This is a genomic window from Paraburkholderia tropica, from assembly GCF_914484835.1.
In the GTDB taxonomy this organism is placed as follows: Bacteria; Pseudomonadota; Gammaproteobacteria; order Burkholderiales; family Burkholderiaceae; genus Paraburkholderia; species Paraburkholderia tropica_A.
In genome coordinates this window covers 126842-143365 of the sequence record NZ_CAJZAR010000049.1, presented here as the reverse complement: position 1 = coordinate 143365, position 16524 = coordinate 126842, and the positions used below count along the sequence as shown (strand labels likewise).

18 protein-coding genes are annotated in these 16524 nt (G+C 64.3%); 6 read left to right on the top strand and 12 right to left on the bottom strand.

Translation table 11 applies throughout. The features are described from left to right. Positions 1-13: 13 nt before the first annotated feature. On the top strand, positions 14-1075 hold the full coding sequence (locus LDO54_RS16830) for a HoxN/HupN/NixA family nickel/cobalt transporter (protein WP_224011823.1): 1062 nt from the start codon (positions 14-16) through the stop codon (positions 1073-1075). Between the two features lie 70 nt (positions 1076-1145). Here the strand turns inward: LDO54_RS16830 and LDO54_RS16825 are convergent, their stop codons facing one another. From LDO54_RS16825 to LDO54_RS16790, 8 genes are all read right to left on the bottom strand, one after another. Beyond that, positions 1146-1514 carry a BON domain-containing protein gene (locus LDO54_RS16825; protein WP_224011822.1) on the bottom strand — a complete coding sequence of 123 codons (369 nt, stop codon included), beginning with the start codon at positions 1512-1514 and terminating at the stop codon, positions 1146-1148. Between the two features lie 34 nt (positions 1515-1548). After that, complete coding sequence (locus LDO54_RS16820) at positions 1549-2694, bottom strand: porin (RefSeq protein WP_224011821.1); 1146 nt, start codon at positions 2692-2694, stop codon at positions 1549-1551. A gap of 119 nt (positions 2695-2813) precedes the next feature. After that, a complete protein-coding gene (locus tag LDO54_RS16815; RefSeq protein ID WP_224011820.1) occupies positions 2814-3149 on the bottom strand; it encodes a Rieske (2Fe-2S) protein in 336 nt (111 codons plus the stop codon). A gap of 67 nt (positions 3150-3216) precedes the next feature. After that, positions 3217-3747, bottom strand: a complete 531-nt coding sequence (locus LDO54_RS16810) for an RBBP9/YdeN family alpha/beta hydrolase (RefSeq protein ID WP_405044935.1) — start codon at positions 3745-3747, stop codon at positions 3217-3219. Between the two features lie 49 nt (positions 3748-3796). After that, positions 3797-4645 (bottom strand): TauD/TfdA dioxygenase family protein, encoded by an 849-nt coding sequence (locus LDO54_RS16805; protein WP_224011818.1) that lies wholly within the window; start codon positions 4643-4645, stop codon positions 3797-3799. Positions 4646-4656: 11 nt separating this feature from the next. Beyond that, positions 4657-5637, bottom strand: a complete 981-nt coding sequence (locus LDO54_RS16800) for a quinone oxidoreductase family protein (protein WP_224011817.1) — start codon at positions 5635-5637, stop codon at positions 4657-4659. Positions 5638-5702: 65 nt separating this feature from the next. Further along, positions 5703-7013, bottom strand: a complete 1311-nt coding sequence (locus tag LDO54_RS16795; protein WP_224011816.1) for an MFS transporter — start codon at positions 7011-7013, stop codon at positions 5703-5705. Positions 7014-7101: 88 nt separating this feature from the next. Next, the gene (locus tag LDO54_RS16790) at positions 7102-8157 is read right to left on the bottom strand and encodes a 3-keto-5-aminohexanoate cleavage protein (RefSeq protein WP_224011815.1); all 1056 of its coding nucleotides are present in this window, start codon (positions 8155-8157) and stop codon (positions 7102-7104) included. Between the two features lie 271 nt (positions 8158-8428). On the opposite strand from LDO54_RS16790, the gene LDO54_RS16785 reads away from it, so the two are divergent. Then, entirely contained in the window at positions 8429-9430 is a 1002-nt protein-coding gene (locus tag LDO54_RS16785; protein ID WP_224011814.1) for an AraC family transcriptional regulator, read from the top strand. A 16-nt stretch (positions 9431-9446) separates the two neighbouring features. Here the strand turns inward: LDO54_RS16785 and LDO54_RS16780 are convergent, their stop codons facing one another. From LDO54_RS16780 to LDO54_RS16770, 3 genes are all read right to left on the bottom strand, one after another. Further along, a complete protein-coding gene (locus LDO54_RS16780; RefSeq protein WP_224011813.1) occupies positions 9447-10247 on the bottom strand; it encodes an SDR family NAD(P)-dependent oxidoreductase in 801 nt (266 codons plus the stop codon). A gap of 54 nt (positions 10248-10301) precedes the next feature. Next, on the bottom strand, positions 10302-11090 hold the full coding sequence (locus LDO54_RS16775) for a GNAT family N-acetyltransferase (RefSeq protein ID WP_224011812.1): 789 nt from the start codon (positions 11088-11090) through the stop codon (positions 10302-10304). A gap of 65 nt (positions 11091-11155) precedes the next feature. Continuing rightward, a complete protein-coding gene (locus tag LDO54_RS16770) occupies positions 11156-12067 on the bottom strand; it encodes a ketopantoate reductase family protein (protein WP_224011811.1) in 912 nt (303 codons plus the stop codon). Positions 12068-12268: 201 nt separating this feature from the next. Between LDO54_RS16770 and LDO54_RS16765 the strand changes: the two genes are divergently transcribed. After that, positions 12269-13003, top strand: a complete 735-nt coding sequence (locus tag LDO54_RS16765) for a metallophosphoesterase family protein (RefSeq protein WP_224011810.1) — start codon at positions 12269-12271, stop codon at positions 13001-13003. Beyond that, positions 12970-13662 carry an NADPH-dependent FMN reductase gene (locus tag LDO54_RS16760; protein WP_224011809.1) on the top strand — a complete coding sequence of 231 codons (693 nt, stop codon included), beginning with the start codon at positions 12970-12972 and terminating at the stop codon, positions 13660-13662. Before LDO54_RS16765 ends, LDO54_RS16760 begins: the two co-directional genes overlap by 34 nt. Here LDO54_RS16760 and LDO54_RS16755 read toward each other — a convergent pair. Further along, on the bottom strand, positions 13616-14566 hold the full coding sequence (locus tag LDO54_RS16755; RefSeq protein WP_224011808.1) for a LysR family transcriptional regulator: 951 nt from the start codon (positions 14564-14566) through the stop codon (positions 13616-13618). The two genes, LDO54_RS16760 and LDO54_RS16755, sit on opposite strands and share 47 nt — an antisense overlap. Before the next feature lie 81 nt (positions 14567-14647). Between LDO54_RS16755 and LDO54_RS16750 the strand changes: the two genes are divergently transcribed. After that, positions 14648-15793 (top strand): alkene reductase, encoded by a 1146-nt coding sequence (locus LDO54_RS16750; protein WP_224011807.1) that lies wholly within the window; start codon positions 14648-14650, stop codon positions 15791-15793. Positions 15794-15838: 45 nt separating this feature from the next. After that, positions 15839-16507, top strand: a complete 669-nt coding sequence (locus tag LDO54_RS16745) for a type 1 glutamine amidotransferase domain-containing protein (RefSeq protein ID WP_224011806.1) — start codon at positions 15839-15841, stop codon at positions 16505-16507. The last annotated feature ends 17 nt before the right edge of the window (positions 16508-16524 follow it).

The following is a 16524-nucleotide window of genomic DNA, read 5'->3' as shown; positions in this document are numbered from 1 at the left end:
CAGGAACTGTCATATGTCCATCGCTCTCGAAACGGCCGCCGCGCCGGGAGCCCTTCGCCGCCGCGTCGCCGGCATTTACGTCGTGCTCGCGGTATTCAATATCGGCGCATGGATCTGGGCCTTCATCGCCTTTCACGCCCAGCCGCTGTTGCTCGGCACCGGCCTGCTCGCCTATGGATTCGGCTTGCGGCATGCCGTCGACGCCGACCATATCGCCGCCATCGACAACGTCACCCGCAAGCTGATGCAGGACGGCCAGCGTCCGGTCTCCGTGGGCTTCTTTTTCGCGCTCGGCCACTCGGCCGTGGTGCTGCTCGTAGCGATCGCCGTCGCGGCGACCGCGGCGGCGCTGGAGAGCCGCTTCGAGGCCTGGAAAGATATCGGCGGGGTCATCTCGACGAGCGTCTCCGCGCTGTTTCTGTTTCTGATCGCCGCGATGAACATCGTGATTCTGCGCGGCGTATGGCGCGCGTTCGGCAAGGTCCGACGCGGCGAGCGTTACGACAACGACGATCTCGATCTGCTGCTGAATAGCCGCGGCCTGCTTTCGCGTCTGTTCCGCCCGCTGTTTCGTCTCGTTTCGCGACCGCTGTGGATGCTGCCGCTCGGCTTTCTGTTTGGACTCGGCTTCGACACCGCGACCGAAGTGAGCCTGCTCGGCATTTCCGCGAGCCAGGCGGCGCAAGGCGTGTCGATGGGCGTGGTGCTCGTGTTTCCCGTGCTGTTCGCAGCGGGCATGTCGCTCGTCGACACGACCGACGGCATCCTGATGCTCGGCGCCTACGACTGGGCCTTCGTGCGCCCCATCCGCAAGCTCTATTACAACCTCACGATCACGCTCGTTTCGGTCGCGGTGGCGGTGCTGATCGGCGGCATCGAAACGCTCGGGCTGCTCGCGGACCACTTCAACCTGACCGGCGGCTTCTGGGACATCATCGGCAGCCTCAACGACAACTTCAACAACCTCGGTTTCATCATCATCGGCGTGTTCATTTTTTCGTGGGTCGCGTCGTTTGTGATCTATCGCCTGAAAGGCTATGACGACCTGGTGGCGCCGCAGTCCGACAAGCCATAAAAAAAGGCCGTGGCGAGGACATTCCCCGCCACAGCCATGACCCAACTACGACGTCACGCGAACGAACGCGTCACATGCCGCCAAACGGCTTCTTCACCGTCAGTTTGTTGGTCACCGACACGACGCCGGGCACGCCTCGCGCAATCGCTTCGACTTTCGGAATCTGCGCCGCATCGGTCACGGTGCCGTTCAAGGTCACCGCGCCATCCTTCGCGCTCACGCTGATATCGCCCGCGCGAATCTCCTTGACCTTCACGATCTCCGCATAGACCTTCCTGCGCAGCGCGCGATCGGCTTTCCTGCCCGTCGGCGCGCTGGCGCTGGCGCCGGACGCGCCGACCGCCGCGTCACTGGCCGTTGCCGGCGTTTGCGACCACGCGCTCAGCGAGATCGCGACGATCGAGGCCGCCGCCAGCCCGAATACCGTGGATGTTTTCATCAGTTTTTTGCTCCGCTTGATCAGCATGGCTGGATCAGAAGTTGTGCCGGAGGCCGATCATGGCCGCCGTGGTCGAGACGCCCGGCGCAACCGGCGCGCCGTAGATAATGGTCTGGTTCATCGTCCCCTTGTTGTCCACGTAGCCGACCTGGGCATAGGCCTTGGTCCGCACGGACAGGTTGTATTCGGCGCCGATGGCGATTTCGGTCGAATGATTCGCCGAGTGATTGCGGTCCTTCAGGTAGTAGAAACCGGACGTGACCTTGAAGCGCGGGCCGAACTGGTAGCCGATACCGCCCGATGCCATTTCGTAGTCGACGAGATTGCTTTTCTCAGGATTCCTGCCGATTGCATACGAACCGGACACCGACCACCCGGAGATCGTGTACATCGCGCCGAAGTAGTAGAAGCGATTGTTGTCCACGCCGGTCGCCGCGGCTGCCGGTGCGGCCGGATAGGTCAACGGAAACGGATTGGTGTCGTGCCCGTTGTAGTAAACCGCCGAGAGATTCAGGCCATAGTTCGAATACTTGAGCACGGCCGATTCGCGCGTTCCGCCCTGGAAATGCCCTGCCACGCCGCCCGGCGCATATTCGAGCGCGAACGACGCGCCATGGAATTTCGGCGACGTATAGACGAGCGCATTGCTGTCGTACAGCGCGCCGATCGGCGCGTTCGTGCTCGTGCCGGTCCAGCCCGCGGCCTGGTTCATGCCCAGCCAGGCCGTGAGAATACTGCCGAAATACTGCGCGCCGCGAACGTCGGTCTCCGCCATCGCGTAGATCATCGGGATGATCTGGCGGCCGGCGTCGAACGTGCCGAACGGCCCCGACGCCCCGATCGTCGCGAACTGGTTGAAGATCGCGGTCGTGCCCGGCGTATCGGAGAGCCCGAACTTGCCGTTCGTGCTGTTGAACGTTCCTTGCAGCTTGAAGTTGACCTTGTAGCCGCCGCCAATGTCTTCGCTGCCCTTCATGCCCCAGAAGCTCGAATAGATGCCCCCGTCCTTCAATTGATACGTATGCCCCTGGTTCTTCGCAGTAGGCAGGAACGTGGCCGCCGAGGTGCTCTGGTACAGGAATCCGCTATCGATCACGCCGTACAGCGTGACCGAAGACTGCGCATGGGCGGCCGTGGCGAACAAGGCCAACGCTGCCAGGCTGCTCAACTTCACTTTCATTTCGTCGTCTCCTCCAGAAACATCCGCGTGCGCTGTCGTGGCGGCACCGTAGGTCTTGGGGTTATTGTGGGAAATATAACTGCTTGTCTCTCAGGTTCAGGTCCGGCTTTCGGCGCTGGCTAAGCCGCCGGGCCGGGCGCTACGGGATCGTCGATGCAGACCCTCCATGTCCCGTCTACGGCCTCGACCGGGAACGTCGTGAGGCACAGTCCGCCGGCCCCCGCCATGCGGCCCGTGCGCAAGTCGAAACGCAGGCCATGCGCGGGACAGCGCAGCACGCTGCCTTCGAGCTGGCCTCCGGCCAGTGCTGCGCCGTTGTGGGGGCATGCGTTGTCGATGGCGCAGAGCGTGCCTTCGATATTGAAGATCGCAATGCTGCGCCCGTCGACGAAGGCCAATCTGCGCTCGCCCGGCGCGAGGCCGTCGAGTGTGCCGATCTGAATTTCACGTTGCATTCGCCCCACCTTTAATCAGCAATCCAAATTAAAAACCATAGCATCACGCCGTCAACGGCGCGTGTTTTCAGACCAGTTCGTCGATCAGCAACTGCGCCATCGGCCAGTCGCCGAAACCCGAGGCCGGGTTCAGATGACCGACGTCGCCCAGGTCGACGAGACGGCTGCCCCAGTCGTCCGCCATGGCCGAGACGCGCTCGAACGACGCGAGCGGATCATTGCGGCTCGCGCAGACGATGCTCGGAAACGGCAGAGCCTGTCGCGGCAGCGGATGCCAGCCATTGATGGCCAGCGCGTCCATCGCGGGATACCCGGCGGGCAACGGCGTTTCCAGATCGGCGGGCGCGGCGAACAGCGCGCCGTGAATCTGGCGGCGGCACCACTGCGCCCAGTGCACCGTGATCATCACGCCCGCACTATGCGCCACGAGAATCACCGGCCCTTCGATCTTCGCGAGCGCCGCGTCGAGCGCGGCCACGCGCGCCGCGCAGCCGAGCTTGTCGTGTTCGAGCGGCGGCACCGAAGCCGCCTTGGGCAGCTTGCGTTCGAGCAGCGTCTGCCAATGTTCGGCGACGTGATCGCGCAGCCCGGGGACCATCAGGATGGTCGGTGTCGTATCGACAGTCACGATGCACTCCCCCGCGCGCTCAGTAAGGCTTGTCGCCGATAATGCCCGCGCGCTCCATCTTGCGATGGCAAGGCGCGTAATCCATCACCGCATAGTGCTGCGTGCTGCGGTTGTCCCAGATGGCGATGCTGTTCGGCTGCCAGCGCCAGCGCACCTGGTACTCGGGAATATAGGCCTGACTGACGAGATAACGCAGCAGATCGCCCGCGCCCGGATTCGCATCCTGCCCGAAGCGCACGCGCTGCGCCGTGTGATAGTTGGTGAAATGCGTGGTGAACGCATTCACGAACAGCACCTTCTCGCCGGTTTCGGGATGCGTGCGCACGACCGGATGCTCCGCGTCGGGAAACTGCGCCTTCAGCGCGAGCCGCTTCTCGATCGGCATGGCAGCGCCGAAGCTCGCCTCGATGCTGTGCCGCGCGCGCAGGTCCGCGATCTGCGTCTTGATGTGTTCCGGCAGATTCTCGTAGGCGAGCACCATGTTGGCCCACATCGTATCGCCGCCGACGGGCGGACATTCCACGCAACGCAGCACGGCGCCGAACTGCGGCGCTTCGCGCCAGGTCGCGTCCGAGTGCCACGCGTTTTCGTAGCGGTCGTTGGGCTGCTCCGGGTTCTTGTAGATGCGCACGAGGCCCGGATACTCCGGGTCGCTGCCCGCAACCGGATGATCCTCCAGTTCGCCGAAGCGCCGCGCGAAGGTCACGTGCTCGGCGCGCGTGATGTTCTGATCGCGCAGGAACAGCACGCGATGCTTGAGCAGCGCCGCGCGGATCTCGGCGAAGAGGCCGTCGTCGCGGATCGCATCGGCGAGATGCACGCCCGTCAGTTCGGCGCCGATCGCGCAGGTCAAAGGTTCGACTCGCACAACGTGCCTCCTCAGATAACGAAGACCGACGAGCCGGTCGTCTTGCGCGATTCGAGATCGCGATGCGCCTGCACGGCATCTTCCAGCGCGTAGCGCTGGTTCAACTCGATCTGGATACGGCCCGTGGCCACGTGCGCAAACAGCTCGTTGGCCAGCGCGTTCTTTTCCGCCGGATCGGCGATATAGTCGGCCAGCGCCGGGCGGGTCAAATACAGCGAACCCTTCATCGCGAGGATTTGCGGATTGAACGGCGGGATCGGGCCCGACGCCGTGCCGACGCACACCATGAGTCCGCGCCGCTTGAGCGAATCGAGCGAGCCTTCGAAAGTATCCTTGCCGACGCTGTCGAACACGACATCCACACCTATGCCATCGGTCAGCTCGCGCACGCGCTTCGCGACGTCCTCGCGGCTGTAGTCGATCACATGTTCGCAACCGTGTTGACGGGCCACTTCACCCTTGCGCGCATTCGACACCGTGCCGATCACCGTCAACCCGAGCAGCTTCGCCCATTGCGACACGATCAGGCCGACGCCGCCGGCCGCCGCGTGCAGCAGAACGGACTGGCCCGGCTTGAAGTCGTGAATGCGGCGCAGCAGATACGCAGCGGTCAGGCCGCGCATGGTCATGCCCGCAGCCGTTTCGCACGCAATCGCATCGGGCAGCTTGATGAGCGCCGCGGCCGGAATCAGGCGTTCGGTGCTGTACGCGCCCAGCGTGTTCAGAAAGCCCGTGTAGGTGACGCGATCGCCAGCGGCAACGTGGGCCACATCGGGACCGACCGCCTCGACCACGCCCGCCGCCTCGACGCCCATGCCCGCAGGCAGCGGCACCGGATAGAGACCCGAGCGGAAATAGGTATCGGCGAAATTCAGGCCGACCGCTTCGTGGCGCAGACGCACCTGCCCCGGGCCGGGCTCACCGACTTCAACGGTCTCGTAACGCAAGACTTCAGGGCCACCGGTTTCATGGAAACGCACTGCTTTTGCCATGGAGAATCTCCTTTGCTTATCCAGATTACTTGTTCACTGCGCGGAGCGCCAGGCCGCCTGCCCGTTCAGGACGCGGCCTGCTCACGCAGGTTGTTCACGCGATCGAGGTCGGCGGCATAGCGGCGACGCCCGATATAAAACGCAATGGCGGCGGCCAGCGGCGCGAGCGGCACGATTTGCAGCGCGCCCAGCAGGCCGATCCGGTCGGCGACCATGCCGGTCAGGACCGCGGCCGGCGCGAGACCCAGCAGGTTGTTCGCAAGCGTCAGGGTCGCGAACGCCGACGCATGGATGGAAGGCGGCGTGAGATTCGCGACCATCGCGCCCGACGGGCCCGTGGCACCGGCGCAGAAGAACATGCCGGCTGCGATCATGAGCAGCTGGGCAGGCCCGGCGGGCAGATGCAGACCGATCCCGAGCAGCACGAAGCAGAGCAGACAGCACGCGATCGCCGTGGACCATTTGCGCACGGGCGCATGCTTGCCGAAGCGATCGGCCAGATGCCCGCAGGTGACCATGCCGAGCGCGGTCGTCAGCACGAACAGCGCCGCGCCCATCGCCGCCTGGCCTGGCGCCATGCCGTAGTAGCGGTTGAGGAAACTCGGCATCCACGCCCACACCGCCGCCGGCACCAGCAGATGAATCCCGCTGCCGATATAGGCGCAGACCACGGACCTCGTCGAAAACAGCTCGCGGAGCAGACTGCGCAGGCTCATCGTCGCGGGCGTGCGGCGGGTTGCGCGGCAGGCCTGCAACGGCGCGAGGCGCTTTTCGGAGACCGCGATCCGGTAGATCACGAGCAGCAGGAATCCGAGGATCGCCATCGCGCCGAACGCCGCGCGCCAGCCGAGGTGCGCCGCGACGGCGCCACCGAGCGCCATGCCGAGCACCGAACCGAACGCGCCGCCCGCCATGAACGCCGCCGTCACGGTGGCGCGCAACCGCACCGGAAAGATGCTCAGCACCACCGCGACGCCCACGCTGCCATACGCCGCCTCGCCGATGCCGACGAACGCACGCGCCAGCAACATCTCGCCATAGTTGGCCGAGACCGCGCAGCCGAGCGTCGCGAGACTCCACATCGCGGCCATCAGGACGATGCTTCGCACGCGGCCCCAGCGGTCGGCGAGCACCGAGAGCGGGAAGGTGAGCACGCCCACCATCAGCGCGACCACGCTGCTGAGCGATCCGAGGTGCGTGTCGGAGAGCTGCCAGGCGGACTTGAGTAGCGGAAATACCGCGTTGAGCACCTGCCGGGACATATAGTCGGAGAGCAACAATCCGACCGTCAACGCGAACACGACCCAGGCATAAGCCCGTACATCCGTCTGTCCCTTCGTCACTTCGCCCGCTGCGGGCTCCGCATGCGTGAGCATGTGTGTCTCCTTCATCTCGATCCGGCTCCGATGGAACCGGCCTTGCCCATCCTGGCGAGCCGCTGCGTCCGCGCGGCCGCCCGCTTCCTCAAGCCACGCGCAGCGGCAGATTCTTCACACCGGCTTCGCGGTTCGGCGCCATGCCGTTTGCCGCGAGCGTCTCGCCGATTGTTTGGTACTGCACACCAATCCGGTAGATCTCGCGCGCTTCCTTGCCCGTCGCGATCTCGCGGCCCAGTTCGTGCGCCACGCGCACGCACTGCTCGATCTGCTGCACCGAGGTCATGCGCTTGCCGTGCTGGTCGATGATCGTGTCTTCGATGCCGCAGCGCGGATGCAGCCCCATCGCCATTGCCATCATGTTGAACGGCAGCACGTTCTTCAACAACGATTCGGCGGTCAGCGTGCAGCCGTCCGGCGCGCGATGCACGAAGTTGAAGAAGTTGAACGGATTCGGCCCGTCGAAGCCGCCGCCGATGCCGATCCACGTGAGATTCAGCGGTCCCTTATAAGCACCCTTGCGCACGAGGCGTTCGAGCGTCTCCAGCGCGTGGATGCCGGTCAACTGGAAATGCGGCTGGATGCCCGAGGCCTGCAGGCGGCGCAGATGCTCCTCGACCCAGGCGGGACCGGCCGGCACCGTCATTTCACTATAGGCCGCCATGAACGCCGGATTGGCGAGCGACGTGCCAGCCAGATACTCGGGATAGAGCAGCTCCATGATGTTCATCTGCGTGGTGTTGATCGCCACGGTCACCTGGTCCGGCTTCGGATCGAGATCGGCCAGCATGTGGCGCGTGTCGTCCGAGAGCCATTTCGCCGCTTGCCCATCGTCTTCGGGGGCGAACGAAATCGAGCCGCCCACCTGGATGATCATGTCCGGCACCGCATCACGCACGCCCGCGATAAGCTCGTTGAATTTCGACAGACGTTTGGAACCCTTGCCGTCGAGTTCGCGCACATGCAGATGCAGCACGGTTGCGCCGGCGTTGTAGCAGTCGACCGCCTTCTGGATCTGCTCCTCCATCGTCACCGGAATGTCTTCGGGAAAGTCCTCGGGCATCCACTCGGGACCATAGGGCGCCGTCGTGATGACAACCTTGCTCTGATTCTCGGGATGCAGCGAATCGTCTAGAAATTGCATCGTGTTCTCCGTGTTGGGTGGCGATATTCCGGTCACGACGATCGGTTGATTACCCGAGTTGCGACCGGAAGATGACGAACTGATGAGATGGCACGATACGGCAATCCCGCACTATACTTTTGTGATAGCGCGCCATTGTTTTAGCTTTCGATGCCACCGGCGTTAAACCAGGCGTTAACACCGATCCCAACGCGCGCGCACGAATAAACGTTGATAAACATGGAGATACGGACGGCGAGGCGCAGTCCGTCCGCAGCACGGAGACACAACGATGGAGACAATGCTGCGCTCGGTCGCCCTGAGCGGGTATTTCGACGTGACGCGACGTGTGGGCCTGAATCCCGTCGAACTGGCGAAACAGGTGGGGATCGATGCCACGGCGCTCGCGAGCCCCGACGAACGCATTTCCGCAGCGGCTGCCTGCCGGCTGCTCGAACTCACAGCCGAACAGGCATCGTGCAGCACCTTTGCCTTGCAGATGGCGGAAACACGGCAGAAGTTCGGCACCGGCGTGGTCAATGTCCTGCTGGCGCACAAGCGCACGCTGCGCGAAGTGCTGCTCGCCACCGCCGAATACCGGCACCTGCTGAACGAGGCGCTCGCGGTGTTCGTCGAGGATGCCGGCGCAACCGTGACCATCCGCGAAGAAATGGTCGTCGAACCCGGCACCCCGACGAACCAGGCGATCGAACTCGCGGTCGGCGTGCTGGCGCGTCACTCCAGCGCGCTGCTCGGCGAACACTGGAAGCCGCGCTCAGTCCATTTCGTTCATCGCGGCCCCGCCAGCCTGACGTTTCATCGGCGATTCTTTGGGTGTCCTCTTGAATTCGGCAGCGACTTCAATGGCTTCGTCTGCGCAACCGCCGATCTCGACTACCCGAATCCCGCCGCCGATCCCGAACTGGTGCGATACGCCGAAAGCCTCGCCGACGCCCTGAACGTCTCGGGCGCGGACACGACCCCGCTCGAAGTCCGCAAGGCGATCTACCTGCTGCTTCCGCTGGAGCAGGCGACGGTCGAGTGCGTCGCCAGTCATTTGCATATGAGCGTGCGCACGATGCAGCGCCAGCTCGAAGTGGCGCAAACCAGTTTCTCGCGTCTGGTGGAAGAAGTGCGCGGTGAACTCGCGGTGCGGTATATGAGCAATCCACGCTATCCGATCGGACGCGTGGCGGCCTTGCTGGGTTATTCCCAGCAAGGCTCTTTTACGAACTGGTTTAGTGGACGATTTGGTGAGACGCCGCGCGATTGGCGGCGGAGTCATCCGAAGTGATGGCCCGCTTTCCCGCTCAAAACGCAGACCGAATCGTGCCGCCATCGACCCGGATCGTCGCACCGCTCACATAATCGGCATACGGGCTCGCCAGATAGGCAACGGCCGCCGCGATCTCTTCCGGGCGGCCAAGACGGCCCACGTCGTTCGGCACCATATCGCGCACACAACCGCGCTCGATGTCCTCCCACGTCTCGCCCCATCCGTGCTGCGGCGCGATCTTCTCCAGCAGCGCCTTGACGGACGGCACGAGAATCGCGCCGGGCGCCACGATGTTCGAGGTCACGCCCGAGTCTTTGAGATCGCGCGCCAGCGACACCGCCAGATTGTGCCGCGCCGCCAGCGACGCGTTGTAATCGGGCTGCATGGGAACAGGCTGACCCGCAAGCCCGCCGCCGATCTGGATCACGCGCCCCCAGCCGCGCTCGCGCATCGCGGGCACGAGACGCTGAATCATGCGCACGGCGGACAGCACGTTGACCTCGTAAGTCTCGATCCATTTGTCGGGCGACGCCGTGACCCAGTTCAGATGGTGATAATAGCCAGCGTTGTTGACCAGAATATCGATCGCACCGCCTTCGCGCGATTGCGCGGCCACGGCGTCCGCTCCCGAGTCGGTGGCCAGATCGCCCAGCGCGATCTCGGCGTGGCCGCCCGCAGCCGTGATCGCTTCCGCGACCGCGCTTGCACGATCGCCGCTGCGGCCGTGGACGATTACCGTCGCGCCTTCCGCCGCCAGCAGTTTCGCAATCGCCTCGCCGAGTCCGGCGGTCGAACCCGTCACCAGCGCACGCTTGCCATTCAGTTGCAGATTCATGATGTTTTTACCTCATCGCATCAACGTTTATACGAGTGTGTCAATCGGCGCACATTACGGCGTCGCGTAGACCTGCCACGTTTCCGCAATCGCAAAGCCCATCGATTCATAAACGCCGCGTCCTGCGGGCGTGCAATGAAGAAAGGCGGTGTGAGCGTCCTGCAAATACGCGTCGCGCAGCACTGCGGCGGTTGCCGCGCGCGCGTAGCCGCGTCGCCGGTAGGCGGGTTGCGTCGATATGTTGAATACGCCCACGTGTCCATTTATGAGCACGCCGAACGATGTCGCAACGGCAATGCCCTTTTCTTCAACCAGATAAGCCGTCATGCCTTCGGCACCCAAAACAGCGGGCGCGCTGAAACCTCTGAAGACCTGTTCGGGCGCTTCATAGCCGCAGGCCAGCGCGCGGTTATACGCCTCGTGATCTTGCGGAGGAACACGCCGAATGCTGACCGCATCGGGCAGCGGCACATTCGTTACGTCGGCATCCAGACGCCGCATCATGAACGGCAGAGCGAAGGACTGCGTCAGCCCGCAGCGCATCGCGATTGGCTCAATCGCAGCATCGCCACCCGTGCCGCGCGACTGAATGCTCCACGGAAGGCCCTTGTTGCCAAACGATGCAGCGAACGCGCTCAACTCGTCCACATCGGGCTCGCGCCTCGTGCTGATGACCGCGTTCAATACCGATACCGGCGTGCCGCTCACCATCGCTCGCGTGCCGCGCGGTTCTGCTTTTACGTCGCCGTCCGGTTGCAATCGGCAGAATGTTTCGATCGCGTCATGCCACGCGGCAACGGCGAGATCGACGGACTCGTTTGCGTAATTCATTGCGTTGGTCATATTCTCAACGTGTTATCTGATTGTGATAAAGACGATCGTCGTGATTACTGAAGCGCGCAAAAAAATCAGCGCTCAAAATGACGTGCGTTCTTTTCTTCGAGCAGCTTCACCAGCGTATGCAGCGTGCGATTCGCGGGCGTTGGAATACCCGCGATCTCGCCTCGCCGCACGATCGCGCCATTGAGAAAGTCGATCTCGCTAGATTTGCCGCGCGCCAGATCTTGCGCGGTGGACGAATATTGACCGCCCGGAATCGTCGCTTCGATCTGCTCGACCATGCGCGCCGCGTCGTGCTCGAAGTGCACGCCTTCGGCGGCGGCCACAGCCAGGCATTCGGCGACCACTTCGCGCATGGTGTCGCGCAGCGCATCGCGATGCGCCATGGCGCCGAGCGGCAACTGCACGATCGCGGAAACCGCGTTATAGGCGCAGTTGAGAATGAGCTTTTGCCACAGCGTCGTTCGCACGTCCGCGGCGATTTCCGTGGGAATGCTGGCCGAGCGCAGCACGCGCGCCAGGGCTTCGCTCTGAAGCGACGCTTCGATCGCCAGTTCGCCCCGGCCGTGATGCAGCAGATGACCGGGCCCGGCCATTTCGCTCGCGACATAGACCGCCGCGCAAATCACGGGCTGCGCGAGGCGTTCGCGCAAGAGCGCGGCGTTGTCGACGCCGTTTTGCAGACTCACCACGATCGCATCCGGCGCGAGCATCGCGTCGAGCCCGCGAGCGGCTTCGGCGGTATCGGTCGACTTCACGCAGACGAACACGACATCGGCGTCGGCGGCGGCCTCGATATCGGTTGCGGCGCGCACGGGCAGCCGAATGTCGAACGATTGCGACTGAATGCGCAAACCGTCCTGATTCATCGCCGCGACATGCGCCGCCCGGCCAATCAAGACCACGTCATGACCATGGCGCGCGAGCATGCCGCCGAAATAACAGCCGACCGCGCCGGCGCCCAGTACCGCGAACCGCATGATGCCTCCCGTTATGCACGCCACTCTCAACCTCACCGAAACACGCGAGGCGGGCCGCTTATTCCATGCGGTGTTCGAGAACGTCAGCGGCACGCTTACGATGGATGGCGCAGTTCCCTTTTTATCGGCGTTGAAATGAGCCGTTGCATCAACGGCCCGAAACTGGCGACAATCTCCTCTCGCCCTTTACGGTTTATCGTCATGAAAATCGCCGCGCTCTCCGATATTCACGGCAACATCGCCGCGCTGGACGCCGTGCTCGCCGAGATCCGTTCGCTGGGCGCGGACGTGATCGTCAATCTCGGCGATATTGTTTCCGGCGCGCTGTATCCGTGCGAAACGGCCGACCGCCTGATCGCGCTCGACCTGCCGACGATCCGTGGCAACCACGAGCGGCAGGTGCTGGCCGGCGATCGCGAGCGCATGGGTCCCTCCGACCGTTGGGCGCTCGACTGCCTGCGCGCCGATCAACGCCAGTGGATTGAAAGTTTGCCCGGCACGCTGGCGATTGGCGACGACGTTCTGCTGGTGCACGGCACGCCCGACGACGATCTCGCTTACTTTCTGGAAACCGTCACGCCTTCGGGATGCCGCGCCGCGACCGTCGAGGAAATCGAGGAGCGTGCGGGCAAGGTCGCGTCGAAGCTGATTCTGTGCGGACACACTCACATTCAGCGCGCGGTTCAACTCGACGATGGACGCCTGATCGTCAATCCGGGCAGCGTCGGCCTTCAGGCTTACGCGGACGACCGGCCATTTCCGCATCGGATGGAAATGGGCTCGCCGCACGCGCGCTATGCCTTCGCCACGCTCACCGAGTCGGGCTGGATCGCGGAATTGCGCGCCGTGGCCTATGACTGGGACACCGCCTCGGCAATCGCGCAACAAAACGGACGACCCGATTGGGCGACGGCGCTGCGCAGCGGCTATTGCTGAATCACGGCCCGACCCGGCTTAAGGGACCAGGCTTAACCGACCAGGCTCAACCGACCAGATTCTCCGACCAGGAATTCGACAACATGAAGTTGCTGGCCATCTCCGGAAGTACGCGCCGCGAGTCCACCAATACCGCCTTGCTGATGGCGATGCAGGATTATTTGCCGCCAGGCGCCGAGTTGTCCGTCGTGGCGTGGCTCGACAAATTGCCGGTTTTTTCACCCGACGCCGAGCACGGCGCGCTGCCCGCACCAGTGGCCCGATTCATCGAACTCGTCTCGCGCGCCGACGGCATCATCATCGCCAGCCCCGAGTACGTCCACGCCCTGCCAGGCGGGCTCAAGAACGCCATCGACTGGATGGTTTCCCGATTCGAAGTGATCGGCAAACCCATCGCCATCGCGCATGCGTCGCATCGCGGCGAAGACATGCTCGCCTCGCTGCGGCTCGTTCTCTCCACCATCAGCGAGGGCTTTCTCGACTCCGCCTTTCTGCGCATTCCTCTGGTCGGAAAATCGCCGGAAGACGTCAAAACCACGCTGCAAACGCCCGACAACGAAGCGGCCATCACGCAGTTTCTCGCCACGGTCGTCGCGTCGATTCGCTCGACCCTCACCCCTGCAACACCGGCCCCAGCTTCTCCACCAGAAAGTCGATAAATACCCGCACGCGCGCCGTCATATGGCGCTGATTGCTGAAAATCACGTGGATATCCTCGATATCGCCGGGGTTGTAATCCGCCAGCAATTCCACCAGCCGCCCGGAAGCCAGATCGTCCTTGATATGAAATAGGCCGAGGCGGCTGATGCCGAGCCCCGCGAGCGTCAGCTGGCGCATCGTCGCGCCGTTGTTGGTGAGAATGTCGCCGCGCACGGGAAAGTGAAACGTGCGCCCGTCGATGCGAAACGGCCATTCGTCCATCGAGCGGCGGAAATTGAAATTGAAGCAGCGGTGGCCCGCGAGATCCTCGGGCGCGCGCGGCAAGCCGTGCGCCTTCAGATAGCCCGGCGCGGCCACGACCGCGCGCCCCGTCGAACCGAGCTTGCGCGCGTGGAAATTCGCATCCGATAAGGGCCCCGTGCGCACCGCGACGTCGACGCGTTCGCGCTGCAGATCCACCACCGCGTCCGTCAACGACAGATCCACGCGGATGCCCGGATAACGCGCCGTAAACAACGGCATCAGCGGCACGATGTAATGCGTGCCCATCGGAATCGACACGTTGATGCGCAGCGCGCCGTGCGGCGCCGTGATGCCTTCCGAAATGCCGTGCTCGGCTTCGTCGATGTCGTCGAGAATGCGCACGCAACTGTCATAGAACAGCCGCCCTTCGTTGGTCACCGCGAGGTGCCGCGTGGAGCGCTGGAACAGCAGCACGCCAAGCCGTTCTTCGAGGCGGCTGATCACCTTGCTGACCGCCGACGGCGTCAGCTCCAGCGTCTTGCCCGCCGCCGAAAAACTGCCGGTTTCGACCACGCGCGTGAAGACCCGCATCTCTCCGCTTCGACTGTCCATGTCACCGCTTATTCGAGAATTTAATTCATAAATGATATTCCATTGCACCGGCTAGGAAAAGGAATGGGCGGCGGCCACAATGGATGTCTCGAAGGCGCACGCACGCCGCAGCCAAGCACAGGAAGCCACATGACGACACTTTTCGACGCATACGATCTCGCGGGCCGACCGCTGCGCAACCGCGTGGCGATGGCGCCGATGACGCGCGCCCGCGCGCCGGGCCACGTGCCGAACGAGGAAACGGTCCGCTATTACGCGCAGCGCGCGAGCGCGGGCCTGATCGTCACCGAGGGCACGCCGATCAGCCCCGAAGGCAATGGTTTCGTCGATTGCCCCGGCATCTGGAACGATGCGCAGGTCGCCGCGTGGCGCCACGTCACCGATGCGGTGCACGATCTCGGCGGCACGATCTTCACGCAGATCTGGCACGTGGGCCGCATGAGCCACGTCTCGCTGCAGCCGGGCGGCGCGGCGCCGGTCAGTTCGACGTCCACGCAGGCGGCGAAGAGTTCCGCGTTCGGTTACGACGACCACGGCCAGCCCGCGTTCGTGACGGCCAGCCCGCCGCACGCACTGACGATCGACGAGATCGCGCGCGTGATCGAGGACTTCGCGAACGCCGCGCAGAACGCCGTGGCCGCGGGCTTCGACGGCGTCGAGATTCACGGCGCGAACGGCTATCTGGTCGAGCAGTTCATCAACGGCGCGGTCAACGACCGCACGGACGCCTACGGCGGCGACAGCGTGGAAAACCGCGCGCGTTTCGCGCTCGCCGTGGTGGACGCCTGCATCGCGCGCATCGGCCGCGAGCGCGTCGGCATCCGGCTCTCGCCGTTTGGCCGCCTGCACGAACTCGGCGACTTCGAGGGCGAAGCGGAAACCTTCCTCTATCTCGCCCGTGAACTCGGCGCGCGCGGCATCGCCTACGTGCACATCATGGATCAGGCGAGCCGCGGCGCGCCCGCCATGCCGGCAGGTTTTCTCGAACGCTTCCGCGAGGCCTACCGTGGCACGCTGATCCTCGCGGGCGGGCTCGACTTCCAGAAGGCCAGCACGCTGATCGGCAACGGCACGATCGATCTCGCCGCGTTCGGCGCGCCCTATATCGCGAACCCGGACCTGGTCGAGCGCCTGCGCCACGGCTGGGCCATCGCGAAGGTCGATCAGCGCACGTACTACGGCGGCGACGCGCGCGGTTACACCGACTATCCGCATTACACGGGCGATGTTGCGGACGAACGCGCAGACGAACGCGCGCACGACGTCGTTGCCTGATTGTCCCCACACACTGTCCCCACACTCACTCTTTCGCACATCGACATGAAACCGGTACTTATCGTCATGACCAGCCACGGCAGCAAAGGCGAAGGCGGCGACCCGACGGGCTTCTACCTCTCGGAAGTGACCCATCCGCTCGCCGTGCTCGAAGCCGCGGGCATCCCGGTCGAATTCGCCTCGATCCAGGGCGGCGAGCCGCCCGTGGACGGTCTCGATCTCGACGATCCGGTCAACGCGCGCTACTGGAACGACGCGCGTTTTCGCGCCGCGATTGCAGGCTCGAAAGCGCTCGCCGATGTCGATGCGAGCACGCTTTCCGCGATCTTCTTCGCGGGCGGCCACGGCGCGATGTGGGACTTTCCGGCGAGCGCGGCCGTCAACGACACAACCCGCGCGGTGTGGGAAGCGGGCGGCGTCGTGGGCGCGGTCTGCCACGGCCCGGCCGCGCTGGTCAACGTGACGCTCAGCGACGGCCGCTATCTGGTCGCGGGCCGCAAGGTCGCGGCGTTCACCGACGCCGAGGAAGAAGCGGTCGGGCTCACCGACGTCGTGCCGTTCCTGCTCTCCAGCACGCTCGCGCAGCGCGGCGCGCAGATGCAGCCGGGCGCGCCATGGACCCGCACCGTGGCCGTCGACGGCCAACTCGTGACCGGCCAGAACCCGCAGTCGGCGACCGGCGTGGGCGAAGCGATCCGCGATCTGCTCAAGTAAGCGGACGCGTCGGCGAT